Annotated in this window: 22 protein-coding genes; 20 read left to right on the forward strand and 2 right to left on the reverse strand. The window is 71.4% G+C overall.

Annotated elements, in window-relative coordinates; genetic code table 11:
- The first annotated feature begins 98 nt into the window (after window positions 1–98).
- Window positions 99–3,053 (forward strand): excinuclease ABC subunit UvrA, encoded by a 2,955-nt coding sequence (gene uvrA / locus D6689_18255; GenBank protein RMH38871.1) that lies wholly within the window; start codon window positions 99–101, stop codon window positions 3,051–3,053.
- Between the two features lie 15 nt (window positions 3,054–3,068).
- Here uvrA and genX read toward each other — a convergent pair whose 3' ends face one another.
- The gene (gene genX / locus D6689_18260; protein ID RMH38914.1) at window positions 3,069–4,001 is read right to left on the reverse strand and encodes an EF-P lysine aminoacylase GenX; all 933 of its coding nucleotides are present in this window, start codon (window positions 3,999–4,001) and stop codon (window positions 3,069–3,071) included.
- A gap of 36 nt (window positions 4,002–4,037) precedes the next feature.
- The gene (gene efp / locus D6689_18265; GenBank protein ID RMH38872.1) at window positions 4,038–4,601 is read right to left on the reverse strand and encodes an elongation factor P; all 564 of its coding nucleotides are present in this window, start codon (window positions 4,599–4,601) and stop codon (window positions 4,038–4,040) included.
- A 23-nt stretch (window positions 4,602–4,624) separates the two neighbouring features.
- On the opposite strand from efp, the gene D6689_18270 reads away from it, so the two are divergent.
- The 19 genes from D6689_18270 (at window position 4,625) to D6689_18360 (ending at window position 15,879) form a co-directional block, all read left to right on the forward strand.
- Entirely contained in the window at window positions 4,625–4,993 is a 369-nt protein-coding gene (locus tag D6689_18270; GenBank protein RMH38873.1) for a hypothetical protein, read from the forward strand.
- On the forward strand, window positions 4,990–5,274 hold the full coding sequence (locus D6689_18275; GenBank protein ID RMH38874.1) for a hypothetical protein: 285 nt from the start codon (window positions 4,990–4,992) through the stop codon (window positions 5,272–5,274). Before D6689_18270 ends, D6689_18275 begins: the two co-directional genes overlap by 4 nt.
- A 79-nt stretch (window positions 5,275–5,353) precedes the next feature.
- The gene (locus D6689_18280) at window positions 5,354–5,845 is read left to right on the forward strand and encodes an FHA domain-containing protein (protein RMH38915.1); all 492 of its coding nucleotides are present in this window, start codon (window positions 5,354–5,356) and stop codon (window positions 5,843–5,845) included.
- Complete coding sequence (locus tag D6689_18285) at window positions 5,845–6,279, forward strand: hypothetical protein (protein RMH38875.1); 435 nt, start codon at window positions 5,845–5,847, stop codon at window positions 6,277–6,279. The genes D6689_18280 and D6689_18285 overlap by 1 nt, the downstream gene beginning before the upstream one ends.
- 118 nt (window positions 6,280–6,397) lie before the next feature.
- Window positions 6,398–6,868 (forward strand): Rrf2 family transcriptional regulator, encoded by a 471-nt coding sequence (locus tag D6689_18290; GenBank protein RMH38876.1) that lies wholly within the window; start codon window positions 6,398–6,400, stop codon window positions 6,866–6,868.
- 8 nt (window positions 6,869–6,876) lie between these two features.
- Window positions 6,877–7,815 carry a cysteine synthase A gene (gene cysK / locus D6689_18295; GenBank protein ID RMH38877.1) on the forward strand — a complete coding sequence of 313 codons (939 nt, stop codon included), beginning with the start codon at window positions 6,877–6,879 and terminating at the stop codon, window positions 7,813–7,815.
- Window positions 7,812–8,510 carry a HesA/MoeB/ThiF family protein gene (locus tag D6689_18300; protein ID RMH38878.1) on the forward strand — a complete coding sequence of 233 codons (699 nt, stop codon included), beginning with the start codon at window positions 7,812–7,814 and terminating at the stop codon, window positions 8,508–8,510. The genes cysK and D6689_18300 overlap by 4 nt, the downstream gene beginning before the upstream one ends.
- Complete coding sequence (locus D6689_18305; protein ID RMH38879.1) at window positions 8,507–9,745, forward strand: threonine synthase; 1,239 nt, start codon at window positions 8,507–8,509, stop codon at window positions 9,743–9,745. The genes D6689_18300 and D6689_18305 overlap by 4 nt, the downstream gene beginning before the upstream one ends.
- 2 nt (window positions 9,746–9,747) lie before the next feature.
- Window positions 9,748–10,023, forward strand: a complete 276-nt coding sequence (locus D6689_18310) for a MoaD/ThiS family protein (protein ID RMH38880.1) — start codon at window positions 9,748–9,750, stop codon at window positions 10,021–10,023.
- A gap of 6 nt (window positions 10,024–10,029) precedes the next feature.
- A complete protein-coding gene (locus D6689_18315; GenBank protein RMH38881.1) occupies window positions 10,030–10,275 on the forward strand; it encodes a FeS-binding protein in 246 nt (81 codons plus the stop codon).
- Window position 10,276: 1 nt separating this feature from the next.
- Entirely contained in the window at window positions 10,277–10,756 is a 480-nt protein-coding gene (locus D6689_18320) for a hypothetical protein (protein RMH38882.1), read from the forward strand.
- Entirely contained in the window at window positions 10,753–11,694 is a 942-nt protein-coding gene (locus D6689_18325; GenBank protein ID RMH38883.1) for a cysteine synthase family protein, read from the forward strand. The genes D6689_18320 and D6689_18325 overlap by 4 nt, the downstream gene beginning before the upstream one ends.
- Window positions 11,695–11,722: 28 nt before the next feature.
- Window positions 11,723–12,208 (forward strand): hypothetical protein, encoded by a 486-nt coding sequence (locus tag D6689_18330; GenBank protein RMH38884.1) that lies wholly within the window; start codon window positions 11,723–11,725, stop codon window positions 12,206–12,208.
- A complete protein-coding gene (locus D6689_18335) occupies window positions 12,064–12,516 on the forward strand; it encodes a hypothetical protein (GenBank protein RMH38885.1) in 453 nt (150 codons plus the stop codon). Before D6689_18330 ends, D6689_18335 begins: the two co-directional genes overlap by 145 nt.
- Window positions 12,513–12,776, forward strand: coding sequence for a hypothetical protein (locus D6689_18340; protein RMH38886.1), 264 nt, complete (start codon window positions 12,513–12,515; stop codon window positions 12,774–12,776). The genes D6689_18335 and D6689_18340 overlap by 4 nt, the downstream gene beginning before the upstream one ends.
- Window positions 12,777–12,905: 129 nt before the next feature.
- The gene (locus D6689_18345; protein RMH38887.1) at window positions 12,906–13,169 is read left to right on the forward strand and encodes a sulfurtransferase TusA family protein; all 264 of its coding nucleotides are present in this window, start codon (window positions 12,906–12,908) and stop codon (window positions 13,167–13,169) included.
- Window positions 13,170–13,175: 6 nt separating this feature from the next.
- Window positions 13,176–14,351, forward strand: coding sequence for a sulfate adenylyltransferase (gene sat, locus D6689_18350; protein RMH38888.1), 1,176 nt, complete (start codon window positions 13,176–13,178; stop codon window positions 14,349–14,351).
- Window positions 14,352–14,425: 74 nt separating this feature from the next.
- On the forward strand, window positions 14,426–15,259 hold the full coding sequence (gene larE / locus D6689_18355; GenBank protein ID RMH38889.1) for an ATP-dependent sacrificial sulfur transferase LarE: 834 nt from the start codon (window positions 14,426–14,428) through the stop codon (window positions 15,257–15,259).
- A complete protein-coding gene (locus tag D6689_18360) occupies window positions 15,259–15,879 on the forward strand; it encodes a DUF882 domain-containing protein (GenBank protein RMH38890.1) in 621 nt (206 codons plus the stop codon). The genes larE and D6689_18360 overlap by 1 nt, the downstream gene beginning before the upstream one ends.
- Window positions 15,880–15,883 lie beyond the last annotated feature (4 nt).

The following is a 15,883-nucleotide window of genomic DNA, read 5'->3' on the forward strand; positions in this document are numbered from 1 at the left end:
CGGTCGGCCGGCCGCTTGAGGTCTCCCGGCGCTTCGCCGCGGCGCGCAGCGACGCCGGGCTTGACGGCTGAACACGTGTTCCGTAGTGTGCATCGGCCATGCCTGCGCCGCGACGCCGTACGCCTTCCCGAGAGCCCGACGCGATCGTCGTTCGCGGCGCCCGGGAGCACAACCTGCGCGTCGACCACCTCGCGATCCCGAAGCGCAAGCTCGTGGTCGTCACCGGCGTGTCCGGGTCGGGCAAGTCGTCGCTGGCGTTCGACACGCTGTACGCCGAGGGCCAGCGGCGCTACGTCGAGTCGCTGTCGTCGTACGCGCGGCAGTTCCTCGGCCAGATGGACAAGCCGAAGTACGAGCACATCCGCGGGCTGTCGCCGACCATCGCGATCCAACAGAAAACCGCGTCGAGCAATCCGCGGTCGACCGTCGGCACCGTCACCGAAATCTACGACTACCTGCGCGTGCTGTACGCGCGCGCAGGCGAGCAACGGTGCCACCGGTGCGGCGGCCCCGTGTCGGCCCGGTCGGCCGCCGAGATCGTCCGCGAGCTGCTGGAGCTGCCGCCGCGGGCGCGCATCACGGTGCTCGCACCGAAGGTCGAAAACCGCAAAGGCGAGTTCCGCGACGTGCTCGACGACGCGCGCCGCGCCGGGTTCGTACGGGCGCGCATCGACGGCATGGTCGTCCGGCTCGAGGAGGTTCAGGCGCTCGAGAAACAAAAGAAGCACTCCATCGAAATCGTGGTCGACCGCCTCGCGATCGATCCGGACGACCCGGGCCGCCTCACCGACTCGGTCGAGACGGCGGTGCGCGAGGGCGGCGGCAAACTGCTCGTGCTGGTCGAGGGCGAAGCGCGACCGCGCGCCTACTCGCGCGACCGCGCCTGCCCGACCTGCGGCATCGGCTTCCCGGAGCTGTCGCCCCAGTCGTTTTCGTTCAACTCGCCGCTCGGCATGTGCGTCGACTGCAATGGTCTCGGCACGCGCATGGCGGTCGATCCCGACCTCCTCGTACCGGATCCAGATCGCTCGATCGCCGAGGGTGCCGTGGCCGCATGGGGCGACGGGGCGCTGCGCGACAGCGGGTGGACCGCCAACATCCTGCGCGCGCTGTCCGCCAAGTTCAAGATCCCGCTCGACCGGCCGTGGCGTCGCCTCACGGACCGCCAGCGCCGCATCCTGTTGTACGGAACGGACGGCCAGCGGGTCACCGTCAAGTGGGACAGCAAGAACGGCGGCGGCCAGTGGGCCATGCGGTGGGAAGGGTTGATCCCACAACTGGAGCGCCGCCACCGCGAGACGCGGTCGGAGCGCATGCGCCGCTACTACGACGCCTTCTTGCGGGCGCAACCGTGCGCGAGCTGCGAGGGCACGCGGCTGCGGCCCGAGTCGCGCGCCGTCGTGCTCGCCGGCGTCACGTTGCCGGAGGTCACGGCGATGACCGTCGCCGACGCCACCGCGCACATCGCCGGCCTTCGCCTCACCGGCGCGAAGAAGACGATCGCGGCCGAAGTCGTCAAGGAGATCCGCGCGCGCCTGTCGTTCTTGCTCGACGTCGGCCTCGACTACCTCACGCTCGATCGGAACGCGGCGACCCTGTCGGGCGGCGAGGCGCAGCGCATTCGGCTCGCGTCTCAACTCGGGTCGGAGTTGTCGGGCGTGCTGTACGTTCTCGACGAGCCGTCGATCGGTCTGCACCAGCGCGACAACGAGCGCCTGATCGCCACGCTCCGGCGCCTGCGCGATCTGGGCAACACCGTGCTGGTGGTCGAACACGACCAGGCCACGATCGAGGCGTCGGATCACGTGATCGACTTCGGGCCTGGCGCGGGCCGGCACGGAGGTCGCGTCGTCGCGCAGGGGTCCCCGGCGCAGGTCAAGCGCACGCGGGACAGTCTCACCGGCAACTATCTCGCCGGCCGCCGGACGATTCCGGTGCCGGCGCGGCGCCGCGAACCGCGCGGTTGGATCGAACTCGCCGGCGCGCGCGAACACAACCTCAAGGACGTCACCGCGCGCGTACCGCTCGGCGTACTGGTGGCCGTAACGGGCGTGTCCGGCGCCGGCAAGTCGTCGCTGATGAACGGCACGCTCTATCCGGCGCTGCGCCGCAAGCTGCACGGCAGCAGTGAACGCGTCGGCCCGTACCGGTCGCTGTCGGGCCTCGATCAGATCGACAAGGTCATCGTCATCGACCAGAAGCCGATCGGCCGCACGCCGCGGTCCAATCCCGCGACCTATACGAAGTGTTTCGACCTGATCCGCGCGCTGTACGCGCAGACGCCGCAGGCGCGCGCGTTCGGCTACAAACCCGGGCGGTTCTCGTTCAACGTGACCGCGCAACAGGGCGGTGGCCGCTGCGAAGCATGCGAGGGCGCGGGCGTGCGCGAGGTCGAGATGCACTTTCTGCCCAACGTCTACGTCACCTGCGAGGTCTGCCGCGGCAAGCGGTACAACGACGCCACCTTGCGCGTGGAGTACAAGGGCAAGACGATCGCCGACATTTTGGACACGCCGGTGGACGAAGCGCTCGAGCTGTTCGCAAACCACCGCCAGCTCGCGAAGATTCTGCAGACGTTGGTCGACGTCGGGCTCGGCTACATCGCGCTCGGCCAGCCCGCGACCACCCTGTCGGGCGGCGAGGCGCAGCGCATCAAGCTGTCGCGCGAGCTGGCCAAGCGGAGCACCGGCCGCACCCTGTATTTCCTCGACGAGCCGACCACCGGCCTGCACTTCGAGGACGTGCGCAAGCTGCTCGAAGTGCTGGGACGCCTGGTCGACGCGGGCAACACGGTCGTCGTGATCGAGCACAACCTCGACGTGATCAAGACGGCGGACTGGATCATCGATCTGGGACCGGAAGGCGGCGACCGCGGGGGCGAGATCGTCGCCACCGGCACTCCCGAGCAGGTCGCCCGCGCTCCCGGCTCTCACACCGGGCGGTTCCTGCGGGACCAGTTGGCCGCGGGATCGCCCGGCGCGGGCCAGGGTGCGCGTCGACCGAGCCGGGCCGCGCCGCGCGGGCGAGCGGCTCGCCGGCCGCCGCGACCGTAGCCGCGGCGCCGGCGCCTACAACTCGTCCGCGGAGAACGCGACGACCTCGCGGATGTCGCCGGCGCCGACGAGCGCCATCACGAGGCGGTCCACGCCGAGCGCGATGCCCGCGCTGGGCGGCACGTCCGCCAGCGCGGCCAGCAGTTTTTCGTCGATCGGGTACTCCGGCAGGCCGCGCGCGCGCCGCGCGGCCAGGTCCGCCTCGAACCGCGCGCGTTGCTCGACGGGATCGACCAGTTCGCCGAACGCGTTGGCCAGTTCGAGCCCGCCGAGGTACGCCTCGAATCGCTCCGCCACGTGCGGCGCCCCCGGCTTCCGGCGAGCCAGCGCCGCCAGCGGCGCCGGCCAGTCCTCGAGCACGACCGGCCGGCGGTGGCGCGCCAGCGCCGGGTCGACCCGGTCGACAAACGCGCAGAAGAATACGTCGTCCCAGGCGGTGGCGGTGCCCACGTCGACCCCGGCTGCCACGACGGCGCGGCGCAGCTCCTCGGCCGACTCGTCGCCGCGCACATCGACCCCTGCCCATCGGCGCATCGCGTCGGCGACGGTCATCCGCTGCCACGGCCGCGACACATCGCAGGCGCTGCCGACCGCGTCGGCGCAGGCGGCGACGAGATCCTCGAGATCCGCGCGAATGTCGGCGAGGTCGCCGCCAGCCCGATACCACTCGAGCATCGTGAACTCCACGCTGTGGTGCGGCCCGCGCTCGTCGGCGCGAAAGCACTTGCACACCGTGTAGATCCGCTCGAACCCCGCCGCGAGCAACCGCTTCATCTGGTACTCCGGCGACGTGATCAACCACCCCGCGCCGGCCGGCACCGCGCGCAAGTGCACCTCGAGGCCGGGCGACGGCACGAGGAGCGGCGTCTCCACCTCGAGGAAGTCGCGCTCGTCGAAAAACGCGCGAATCGCGCGCAACACGCGCGCCCGCGTCTCGAGCGCCGCGATGCGCGCCGGCCCGAGTCGCTCGCGCTCGCGCACGCGCTAGACCTTGACCCGCTCGACGTACTGGCGCGTACGCGTGTCGACCTTGATCGTGTCGCCCTCGTTGATGAACAGCGGCACCTGGACGGTCGCGCCGGTTTCGATCTTGGCGGGCTTGGTCACGTTCGTCGCCGTATCCCCCTTCACCGCCGGTTCGGACTCGACGATCTTGACGACGATGAACGTCGGCAACGTGACGCCGACCGCGCGCTCGTTGAAGAACAACACGGTGCACTCGGCGTTGTCGAGCAGTAGATCGGCGTCCTCGCCGACGACGTCGCCCGATACGGTCACCTGTTCGTACGTCTGGGTGTCCATGAAGACGAAGTCGTCCCCGTCGGCATACAGGTACTGCATCGTCTTTTCTTCGACGTTCGCGGGCTCGAGCTTCTCACCCGAGCGGATGTTCTTCTCGATCACTGCCCCGGTGAGCAGATTCTTGAACTTCGTCCGCGTAAACGCGCTGCCCTTGCCGGGCTTGACGAACTGAAACTCGACGACCGTGTAGGGCTGGCCGTCCATCAGGACCTTCAGGCCCTTCCGGATGTCCGAGGTTTCGTACATGGCCTTCGCATACCCCGCGGCGGATGCCCGCGTCAACGAAGCCGCTTTACGACCGCGACGAAATCGCGTATCACCACGACCGCATGACGTCCGCTGCCGCGCGCTCCGCCTCACCACGCCGGCCCCGGCGCCGAGCGCGCCTGGCGGCGGTGGCCGCAGCGGCAGCGGTGGCGGCCGGCCTCGGCTGCGGCGCGAAGCTGCCGGACCGGGTGGAGGCGCTGGCCGAGCGCGCCTGCGCCTGCCCGGACGCGGCGTGCGCGGCCGATGTCCGCCGCGAGATGGAACAACTCCTCGCGTCGGTCGAGGCGCCCGACAAGGCGGACGTCGCGCGCATTACCAAGGCGATGGCGCGCGCGGCCGACTGCATCGCCCAGCGCGGGGGCGGCCGGTGAGGGCCGGCGCGCGGCGCGGAATTTGGGCGTGCGCGCTCGCGCTCGGATTCGCCGGTGGCTGCCGCGACGACATCGAGCGCCGGGTCGCCGCGTTCGCCGACGAGGCGTGCGCGTGCCGCGACGTGCAGTGCGCCGAGGCCGTGCAGCAGCGGTTGATGGACCTGCTGCGCGATGCCGCCGAACCGCCCGATGACGCGAAGCGGCGCATCGTCGCGGCGCTCACGAAAATGGGCGAGTGCATCAACCGGCTCGAGGGTGACGTCGCGTCCCCCGCACCGTAGTTCACGCGGCCGGCCAAACCGCGATCCCGCCGTTGGCACGCCGGCCGCGAGGCGGTACAACGCGGTCGTGGACCAGGGTATGCGCTACTTCGAACTCGCGCGCGAAGGACGCGATGCGTTTCTCCGGCAGGCGGCCCCGGCGGCGCTCGTGCGCGACGGCGGGCCGCTCGGCGGCGACGTCCCCGACGAAGCCGAGGCGACCTTGATCGCGTCCGCCATACAACTTCCCCCGGCCCGACCCGCCGGCCGCCCTCGCCTCGCCGTGTTCCCGCTCGAGAAGAAACCCGGCGCGCCCTTTTCCGACATGATCACCGTCGGGCGCACCGGCAACAACGATGTCGTGCTCAACGACGTCACCGTGTCGAGGTTCCACGCCTACTTCAAGCGGCGCGACGCGGGCTGGGTCGTATGCGACGCCGGCTCGAAGAACGGCACGCGCATCGACGGGGTACGGCTCGAACCGCGCCGCGAGGCGCCGATCGCGCCGGGGGCCGAGGTGGTGTTCGGGGAGGTGCGCACGAGCTTCTACCCGGCCGGCGAGCTGTACGAGCTGCTCGTCCACGCCGACTGATGTCCGCCGACTTCGATCTGGTCGCGCGCGAGCTGTGCCCCGACGACCTGTGCATCGGCGTCATCGGGCCGGACGGCCGCTGCCGCGAATGCGGCCGCGTCGGCCGGTCCGCGGTGTCCGACCCCCGCGTCCTCGGTCTGACCCCGGAGACGGACGGGGACCACGACGCATTGGCCGGCGACGAACGCGAGCTGTGCCCCGATGACCTGTGCATCGGCCTGGTCGGCGCGGACGGCCGCTGCAAGGCGTGCGGCGCGGTGGCCTCGCGGCGCCACGCGGCGGTCGGCCCGGCCGCGGCGCGCTCCGACGGCGCGGTGGCCGCGGGCTCCGACGACGCCGGCGACTTCGACGAACGCGAGCTGTGCCCGGACGACCTGTGCATCGGCCTGATCGGCCCCGACGGGCGCTGCAAGGTCTGCCGGCGCCCCGCCTGATCGCCTCGGCCCAGCGACCGCCGTTCCGGGCCACGCTCGGGTCCCGCCCACAGGTTTCGGTTGACACGCGTCCCAATTTGCGGCATTAGGATTTTCTCATTTCCCGATAGGAAAACCGATGCGCCTCTCGACCAAGACCCGCTACGGCGTCCGCGCGATCTTCGACATCGCATTTCACCATCACGGGGCGCGCAATGCGGGCGCCGCCCAGGCCAAGGACATCGCCCGCCGGGAACGCATTCCGCTGCGCTACCTCGAGCAGATCTTTCAGGATCTGCGGCGCGCGGGCCTCGTCGACTCCAAGCGGGGGCCGCGCGGCGGCTACACCCTCAAGCGCGACCCGGCCGAGATCACCCTCGGAGACGTCGTGCGCGCCCTGCAGGGACCGATCGAGGAAATGTTCGTGATCGAACGCGACCCGGACGACGCCGCGCGGGCCTCCCACCCCGTCACCGCGCAGGTGTGGAAGGACCTCGCCGACCACGTCATCGCGTGGTTCGACGGCGTGACGATCGCCGACCTGGTCAAGCGCGGCGAGGCGTTGGGCCTGTCGCGCGCCGGCAGCGAGCAGCCGATGTACTTCATCTGATCCCGGCCATGGTCGCCGACCGCCACACCGCGCAAGGACTGCTCGACCTGGTCGGGCGCACGCCGGTCGTCCGCCTGCGCCGCATCTCGGAGCCCGCACACGCGCAGATCTGGGCCAAGTGCGAGCAGTACAACCCCGGCGGCTCGGTCAAGGATCGCATCGCGCTCGCCATGATCGAGGCGGCCGAGCGCGAAGGACGCATCGCACCGGGGCGGTCCACCGTGGTGGAGCCGACCAGCGGCAACACCGGCATCGGCCTCGCGCTGGTCTGCGCGGCCAAGGGATACCGGCTGGTGCTCACGATGCCGGAGGACATGTCGCTCGAGCGCCGCCAACTGCTCCAGTCCTACGGCGCGGAGATCGTCCTCACTCCGGAGCACCGCGTGATGGAGGGCGCGGTCGCCAGGGCGCGCGCGATCTGCGAGCGGGATCCCGACGCGTTCATGCCGGACCAGTTCGCCAATCCCGCGAACCCGGAGGTGCACCGCCGCACCACCGCCCGCGAGATCCTCGACCAGCTCGGCGACCGGCGCATCGCGGCCTTCGTGGCCGGGATCGGCACGGGCGGCACGATCACCGGCGTCGGATCGGTGTTGCGCGAGGTGCGGCCGGCGTGCCGCGTCGTCGGCGTCGAGCCCGCGCGCAGCGCGGTGCTGTCCGGCGGCCGGCCCGGACCGCACAAGATCCAGGGCATCGGCGCCGGGTTCGTCCCGGCCGTACTCGACCGGTCCGTGATGCACGAGGTGCGCACCGTCACCGATCGCGACGCCTACGACATGGCGCGCCGGCTCGCGCGCGAAGAGGGCCTGCTCGTCGGCATCTCGTCCGGTGCGAACGTCCACGTCGCCCGCGACGTCGCCCGCGCGTTCGGCCCCGAGGACGTCGTCGTCACGGTCCTGTGCGACACCGGCGAACGCTACTTCTCGCTCAACGACTTCTTTCGATGACCCACTTCGTCCTCATCGGGGCCGGCGGTCTCGGCGGACCGATCGCCTACGCCCTCGCTGCTGCCGGCGACTGCACCCTGACGATCGTCGACGACGACGTCGTCGACCTGTCGAACCTGCAGCGCCAGATCCAGTTCGCGACCGCCGACGTCGGCGCGCCCAAGGTCGACGCCCTGGCCCGCGAACTCGCGCGGCGCGGCGTCGCGGCCGGCCGGGTACGCCCGGTCCGAGCCCGATTCGACGCCAGCACGGCGGCCGAGCTGCTCGCCCGCGCCGACGTGGTGGTCGACGGATCCGACAACTTCGCCACCAAGTTCGCGGTCAACGACGCGTGTGCGGCGGCCGGCCTGCCGTTCGCGATCGGCGGCGTGCTGCGCTACACCGGCCAGGTGCTCGCAGCCGCGCCGCCCGAGTCCGGGTGCTACCGCTGCGTGTTCGAAGCGCCCCCGCCGGACGCCGACGCCGACAGTTGCGCCGACGCCGGCGTGCTCGGCGCGGCGGTCGCCGTCGTCGCGGGGGCGTGCGCGCGCACCGCCCTGGCGCTGGCCGCCGGCGATCGCTCCGATGCGGGCAGCCTACTCGTGTTCGACGACCTGTCCCGCGGCGCGCGCGCACGCCGCGTGTCGTTCCGCAGGCGGCCCGGCTGCCCCGCCTGCACACCCGCCGGCCGTTCGGCCGCGCCGGAGGCTCCATGACGACTGCGCTGATCCGAGGACTGAAATGCCGCGAGTGCGGCGCGCCGTACGACCCGCGCCCGGTTCACGTGTGCGAGCTGTGCTTCGGCCCGCTCGAGGTCGACTACGACTACGACGCGATCGCCGCGGCGATCTCGCGCGACGCGATCGCCGCGCGGCCGCCGACGATGTGGCGCTACGCCGAGTTGCTGCCCTGCGACGTGCCAGACCGCGCGCCGCCGGTCGGCTTCACACCGCTGGTGCGCGCGCGCCGGCTCGCCGAGCACCTGGGCGTGCGCGAGCTGTGGATCAAAAACGACGCCGTCTGCTTTCCGACCCTGTCGTTCAAGGACCGCGTCGTCGCCATCGCGATCGCCAAGGCGCTCGACTTCGGCTTCGAACGGTTCGCCTGCGCGTCGACCGGGAATCTCGCCAACGCCGTCGCGGCCGCCGCCGCCGCGGCCGGCGTTCCCGCGTACGTGTTCGTGCCGCACGACCTCGAGCCGCACAAGGTCCTGGGCACCCTGGTGTACGGCGCCACGGTCGTCGGAATTCGCGGAACCTACGACGAGGTCAACCGGCTGTGCGCGGAGATCGGCGACCGCTATCCGTTCGGGTTCGCCAACATCAACCTGCGGCCGTTTTACGCCGAAGGCTCCAAGACCCTCGCGTTCGAGGCGGCCGAACAGCTCGGCTGGCGCACGCCGGACCACGTCGTATCGCCGATGGCCGGCGGATCGCTCATCACCAAGATTCGCAAGGCCTGGACCGAGATGCGCCGAGTCGGCCTGCTCGACGAGGACGTGCACACCCGCATCCACGGCGCCCAGGCGGCGGGGTGCGCACCGATCGTCGAGGCCGTCCACGCCGGCCGCGATCTGATCAAGCCGGTCAAGCAGCCCGCCACGATCGCCCGGTCGCTGGCGATTGGAAACCCGGCCGACGGCTACTACGCCGTCCAGACGATTCGCGCCACCGGCGGGTGGGCCGCCGCGCCAACTGACGACCAGATCCTCGCCGCGATCCGGCTGTTGGCCGAGACCGAGGGAATCTTCACCGAGACCGCGGGCGGCGTGACGCTCGCGGCGACCCGACAGCTCATCGACGAGGGCCGAATCGGCCGCGACGAATCGGTCCTCGTGTGCATCACCGGGCAGGGCCTCAAGACGATGGACCCTCTGGTCGAGACCCTCCCGAAACCGCCAGTCATCGCGCCGTCCCTCGCGGAGTTCGACGCAATCACCAAGGAGCGATAGCCATGCCGACCGTACGCATCCCTACCCCGCTTCGCAAGCTCACCGGCGGTGCCGACAAGGTGCAGGTCGCCGGCTCGAACATAGGCGAGGTGATCGCCGCTCTCGAGACGAGCTACCCGGGCATCAAGGCGCGCATCTGCGACGACGACGGCAACGTGCGCCGGTTCGTCAACATCTTCGCCAACGACGAGGACATCCGGTTCCTCCAGAACCTCGACACGCCCGTGTCGGACGGCGACGAGATCTCGATCGTCCCGGCGATCGCGGGCGGCCGCTGACGGGCCGTGGCGATCACCAAGCGCGTCTACCTCACGTATCCGGCCCACCTGGTACGCGAGCCGTTGGTGTGCCGCATGTACGACGAGTTGCGCGTCGAGTTCAACGTGCGCACGGCATCGGTGACCGACGAGATCGGCATCATCGGGCTCGAGCTGTCCGGTGACCCCGACCGCATCGACGCCGCGATCGCGTTCTTTCGCGAGCGCGGCGTCCGGGTCGAGCCGATCGCGCTGGACGTGATCGCGGGATGACGTGGAGCTGACCGCCGACCAGATGCGCCGCTACGCGCGCCACATCCTGTTGCCCGACGTCGGCGGCGTCGGCCAGCGGCGGCTGCTGTCCGCGCGGGTCGCGGTCGACGTCACCCCGCCGGCCGCCGCCGCGCACGTGGCGCTCGCATACCTCGCGGCGGCGGGCGTGGGGCGCATCGCGCTGGCCGGCGACACCGCCGGGCCGGTACGCGCCGCCGAAGTGGCCACCGGCATCCTGCTCGGCGCCGGCGACGTGGGCGCGCCGCGCGGCGCGGCGATCGCGCGCCGGCTCCGCGCGCTCAACCCGGACGTCGCCGTCGCGCTCGGCGCGGAGGCCGACGACGTGCCGCTCGCAATCGACAGCGCGCCGACCGCTGGCCGCGCGGCGGTCGCCGACGCGCTCGTCGCCGGCGGCGCGGCGGCCGCCACGTTCATCGCCCGCGTCGCGCGAGGCGACGCGCCCGCGGAGGCGACCGCGTGAACCTGCACCGCAACGCGCGGGTCGACTCGGTCCTCGACCTGATCGGCGACACGCCGCTCGTGCGGCTGCGCTCGGTCGAGCGCCGCGCAGGCGGCGACGTCGAGATCTGGGCCAAGTGCGAGTTCGAAAATCCCGGCGGCTCGGTCAAGGACCGCGCGGCACGCCAGATGATTCTCGACGCGATCGCCGACGGCCGACTCAAACCGGGCCAGCGCATCATCGACTCCACCAGCGGCAATACGGGCGTCGCCTATTCGATGATCGGCGCCGCCCTCGGGTATCCCGTCACCCTGGTGATGCCCGCGAACGTATCGGCCGCGCGCAAGGAGATCACGCGCGCCTACGGCACCGAGTTGGTGTTCTCGTCGGAACTCGAGGGCAGCGACGGCGCGATTCGCCTCGCGCGCAAGATCGTCGAGGAACATCCCGACGACTATTTCTACCCGGATCAGTACTCGAACCCGTCCAATCCCCTCGCCCACTACCTCGGCACCGGGCGGGAGATCCTCGAGGCGCTTGGCGACCGCATCACGCACTTTTGCACCGGCATCGGCACGACGGGAACCATCATGGGGACGGCGCGGCGCCTCAAGGAACACCGCGCCGACATCCGCGTGATCGCGATCGAGCCGGACGACGCGCTGCACGGCCTCGAGGGCATGAAGCACTTGCCCAGCTCGATCGTGCCGGCCATCTGGCAGCCGGACGGCCTGATCGACGAGATGTTGCCGATGCCGACCGACGAGGCGTGGGATGCCGCCGACGCGCTGGTGCGCGACGAGGGGCTGTTCGTCGGCCATTCGGCCGGGGCCAACGTCGCCGGCGCGCTCCGCGTGGCGCGCGCCGCGGGGCCCGGCGCGGTCGTCGTCACGATCTTGCCCGACCGGGGCGACCGCTACTTCGTGCCGCTCAAGTGGGAAAAATCCGACGTGTGGTGACCCGTGACCCGATCCCGTGGGACCAGCCATGCTGACTGAGCCGCGCCCGATCGAAATCCCGCGCGCGCTGCTCGAGCGCGCCTACCGCGAAGCCCGCGCTGCGTTCCCGGACGAGTGCTGCGGCTGGCTCAGCGGCAGCTCGCCCGACCGCGTCGACGATCTGCGCGCGTGCGCGAACCGCCAGTGCGACGGGGACCACCCGACCGCCGCGGATCGGACCGCCGAGACCGCCTACGTGATCGCCGGCGACGACCTGCTCGCGTTCAACCGGGCGTTCGACGGTGACGCGCCGCCGCGCGTGCTGTACCACTCGCATCCGAACGGGCGCGCCTACCTGTCGGCCACCGACCGGGATGTGGCGACCAGTCCGTGGGGCGACGGGCCGACCTACCCGGTTCAGCAGCTCGTCATCGGCATCGACGCCGAGCGCGTCACCGAGGCGGCGCTGTTCGCGTGGTCCGACGCGGCCGGCGACTTCCTCGAAGTCGCGCGGTTCGAGGGAGCGGCGCTGTGACCCGGCGGCTCGCGCTCGTCGTGAGCGTCGCGGGCGACGTACCGGCCGCGCTCGCCCTCGCGCGCGCGGCTCGGCGCCAGGGCGTCGAGGTGGCGGCGTTCTTCATGGCCGACGCGGTGGGTGCGCTGCCGGCGGTCCGCGCCGAACTCGCCGCCCTCGCCGACGACCACGACTGCGAACTGGTCGCGTGCGCCACCAGCGCACACGAGCGCGGCCTGCGCGAGGCGGACGTCGGCGTGCTGCTCGGCAGTCAGGACGACCACGCGGCGATCGTCCACCGCGCCAACCGCGTCGTGGCATTCACGTGACCGGGCCGCGCAAACAGCTGTGCGTCGTCGTGGCCGCGCGGCGGCCGGATCGCGTGCGCGAGGCGCTGCGCGCCGCGGTCGGCCTGTCGCTGCGCGGCGACGCGGTCCGCGTGGTGCTGGCGACGGCCGTCGACGACGCCGACCCGGCGGTACGGCGGGCGCTCGGCACGCTGCGCGCGCTGGGCCACACGGTGACTCGCACCAGCGACGACCCCGCGGCGGCGGCGCGCGACGCCGATGCGGTCGAGGTGTGGACGTGACCCGCCGCGTTCTGCATATCATTCGGTCGGAGCACCGTCGTGCCCTATGCCGCCCGGCGCCGGGCGATCGCATCGTCGCGCTGGCCGACACCGATCCCGACGAGCTCGTCACTCTCATCTTTTCGTTCGATGTCGTCATCGTCTGGTAACCGCTGCGACCCCGTCCTCGACCTGCGCGGCGAGGTGTGCCCGTACACCTTCGTGCGCGCGCGCCTGCGCCTCGAGCAGATGGCGCCCGGCGAGCGCCTCGTCGTCGTCGTGGACCACGAGCCGGCCACCCGCAACGTGCCGCGCAGTGCGCGCGAATGGGGGCAAGAGGTCGGCGACGTGCGCGAAGTCGAACCCGGCGTATGGCACATCCCCGTCACCAAACGCACCGATGAAAGGACCTGACCCTCGATGACCGAACCGAGCGACGCCATCCTCCCGCACGGCGGCGGCCCCCTCGTCGACCGCCTCGCCGACGAAGCGACCCGCGACGAGCTGCGCGCACGCCACGCGCGCGGCGATCTGCCGACTCTGCAGCTCAACCCCCGCGAGGTCTCCGACCTCGAGCTGCTCGCCAACGGTGCGTTCACGCCGCTCGTCGGCTTCATGGGCAAGGACGACTACGACAGCGTCGTAGACCGCGGGCGGCTCGCCAACGGCGTGCCGTGGACCATTCCGATCACGCTGTCGGCGCCGCGGGCGCGCGCCGAGGCGCTGCCGCGCCACGAGCCGGTCGGCCTCGTCGGCCCGGACGGCGCGCTGCTCGGGTCGATCGAGATCGCGGAGGTGTTCGCATACGACAAGGCGCGCGAGGCCCGCCAGGTGTTCGGCACCGAGGACACGGCCCACCCGGCCGTCGCCTACCTGATGGGCGAGATGGGCGATCGCCTGCTCGGCGGGCCGATCGCGCTGCTCGACCGCCCGGCCCCGGCGTTCCCGCGGTACGGGCTGGACCCGCGCGCGACGCGCGCGCTGTTCCGCGAGCGCGGCTGGCGGCGCATCGTCGCGTTCCAGACCCGCAACCCGATCCACCGCGCGCACGAGTACATCATCAAATGTGCGCTCGAAATCTGCGATGGCTTGCTCATCCATCCGATCGTCGGCTTCACCAAGGGGGACGACATCCCGGCGGACGTCCGCGTGCGCTGCTACGAGGCGATCATCGAGCACTACTTCCCCGCCGATCGCGTCGCGCTCGCGACCCTGCCGGCGGCGATGCGCTACGCGGGCCCGAAAGAGGCGATCTTTCACGCCATCATGCGGCGCAACTATGGCTGCACCCACTTTATCGTCGGCCGCGACCACGCGGGCGTCGGCAACTACTACGGCACCTACGACGCCCAGGCGATCTTCGACGAGTACGACCCGGCCGAAATCGGCATCACGCCGCTGCGGTTCGAACACGCTTTCTATTGCACGCGCTGCAGCGGCATGGGCACCGCGAAGACCTGTCCGCACGACGCCGACGCCCACGTGTTCCTGTCCGGCACCAAGGTCCGCGCCATGCTGGCCAAGGGCGAGCGCCCGCCGCCGGAGTTCTCGCGGCCGGAGGTCGCCGACATCCTGATCGCCGCCTACGGCTCGTAGCCGCCGATCCGAGGCGCCGGCCGCAGCTTCGACGGCGCAGCGCGGACCCGCGGCTCCTGTGCTAGCGTGGCGGAGTGCACGCGAAGCTCGACCGACTGCGCACGCTCATCGCCGACTACCGCAGCGCGCTGATCTGCTTTTCCGGCGGCGTCGACTCGACGTTCCTGCTCAAGGTCGCCGTGGACGTGCTCGGCGACCGGTGCCACGCGCTCACCTGCGTGTCCGAAACGATGGCGGCGGCCGAGGTGGCCGACGCGCGCGCCCTCGGCGCCGAACTCGGCCTCGGTGACCGCCACCACATCGTCCACTCGCACGAACTCGACCGCCCCGGGTTTCGCGCCAACCCGGTCGACCGCTGCGCGATGTGCAAGACGGAGCTGATGGAACACGCCGAACCGCTCGCCGCGCAGCACGGTCTCGCCGCGATCGCGCTCGGCACGAACGTGGACGACCTCGGCGACCACCGTCCGGGCATCGCGGCGGCGTCGAGCCGCGGCGCGGTCGCGCCGATGGTGGCCGCAGGTCTCACCAAGGCCGACATCCGCGCACTGTCGCGCGAACTCGGGCTTCGCACGTGGAACAAACCGCAGCTCGCGTGCCTGTCGTCCCGCTTCCCGTACGGCACCGAGATCACGCCGGAGCGGCTGCGCCAAGTGGACGCGTTCGAACAGGGGCTGCGCGCGCTCGGTTTTTCTCAACTTCGGGTGCGGTTTCACGATACGATCGGCAAGGTGGAGCTGCTGCGCGACGAGATGGCCCGCGCGATCGATCTGCGAGACGACATCGTGGCCCTCGGCCGCCGGTGCGGCTTCACCTACGTCGCGCTGGATCTGGCCGGCTTCCGCTCGGGAGCCCTCAACGAGGGCGCGCTCGTGACGCTGCGCGCCGGAGCTCCAAAGGCGAGCTGATGCGCACGGCGGCGGCGGTGCTCGTCGGGCTCGTAGCCACTGCCGGCTCCGCGCGCGCCGATCGCACCCCCGCGGCCCCCAAGGATCGCTACCTGGCCGCCAAACGGGCGGCCGTCCCGATGTCGCGCGAACGGCGCGCGCGCTGGCACGCCGAGTTGGACGCGCGCCGCGACCGGGCGCCCGCGCCGCCCATCACGGTCTACAACCGCTGGACGCGGGAGTTCCTCGCGCTGCCGGCCGATGGCGACGCCGACGTCGCACAGGACGACCTCAACTGGTTTTTCCGCTGCCGGTTCACCAACGAGACGACCGAAATCGACCCGCGGCTGCTGTCGCTGGTCGTCGACGCGGCTCGGCACTTCCACGCCAGGCGCGTCGACGTCGTGTCCGCGTACCGGTCGCCCAAATACAACCTCATGTTGCAGAAGAAAGGCCGCTACGTGAGCCGGCGGAGCCAGCACATGGCGGGCCGCGCGCTCGACTTCTACATCCCCGGCGTGAGCGTGCGCGCGCTGCACCGCTACGTTCGCTCGCGCAAGCTCGGCGGCGTCGGCTTCTACACGCACAGCGGCTACATACACGCGGACACCGGCCGCGTGCGCTACTGGACGGCCCGGTAGCGCG

It is taken from the genome of Deltaproteobacteria bacterium (assembly GCA_003696105.1).
Lineage (GTDB): Bacteria > Myxococcota_A > Polyangia > Haliangiales > J016 > J016.

What these genes read in the sequence shown, in the direction of transcription:
- D6689_18305 (RMH38879.1), top strand. Translation starts at nt 8,507, where the DNA reads ATGACGACTGCGCTGATCCGAGGACTGAAATGCCGCGAGTGCGGCGCG.
- D6689_18270 (RMH38873.1), top strand. Translation starts at nt 4,625, where the DNA reads ATGCCCGCGTCAACGAAGCCGCTTTACGACCGCGACGAAATCGCGTAT.
- D6689_18345 (RMH38887.1), top strand. Translation starts at nt 12,906, where the DNA reads ATGTCGTCATCGTCTGGTAACCGCTGCGACCCCGTCCTCGACCTGCGC.
- uvrA (RMH38871.1), top strand. Translation starts at nt 99, where the DNA reads ATGCCTGCGCCGCGACGCCGTACGCCTTCCCGAGAGCCCGACGCGATC.
- efp (RMH38872.1), bottom strand. Translation starts at nt 4,601, where the DNA reads ATGTACGAAACCTCGGACATCCGGAAGGGCCTGAAGGTCCTGATGGAC.
- D6689_18310 (RMH38880.1), top strand. Translation starts at nt 9,748, where the DNA reads ATGCCGACCGTACGCATCCCTACCCCGCTTCGCAAGCTCACCGGCGGT.
- D6689_18285 (RMH38875.1), top strand. Translation starts at nt 5,845, where the DNA reads ATGTCCGCCGACTTCGATCTGGTCGCGCGCGAGCTGTGCCCCGACGAC.
- D6689_18290 (RMH38876.1), top strand. Translation starts at nt 6,398, where the DNA reads ATGCGCCTCTCGACCAAGACCCGCTACGGCGTCCGCGCGATCTTCGAC.
- D6689_18280 (RMH38915.1), top strand. Translation starts at nt 5,354, where the DNA reads ATGCGCTACTTCGAACTCGCGCGCGAAGGACGCGATGCGTTTCTCCGG.
- D6689_18330 (RMH38884.1), top strand. Translation starts at nt 11,723, where the DNA reads ATGCTGACTGAGCCGCGCCCGATCGAAATCCCGCGCGCGCTGCTCGAG.
- cysK (RMH38877.1), top strand. Translation starts at nt 6,877, where the DNA reads ATGGTCGCCGACCGCCACACCGCGCAAGGACTGCTCGACCTGGTCGGG.
- sat (RMH38888.1), top strand. Translation starts at nt 13,176, where the DNA reads ATGACCGAACCGAGCGACGCCATCCTCCCGCACGGCGGCGGCCCCCTC.
- D6689_18300 (RMH38878.1), top strand. Translation starts at nt 7,812, where the DNA reads ATGACCCACTTCGTCCTCATCGGGGCCGGCGGTCTCGGCGGACCGATC.
- D6689_18360 (RMH38890.1), top strand. Translation starts at nt 15,259, where the DNA reads ATGCGCACGGCGGCGGCGGTGCTCGTCGGGCTCGTAGCCACTGCCGGC.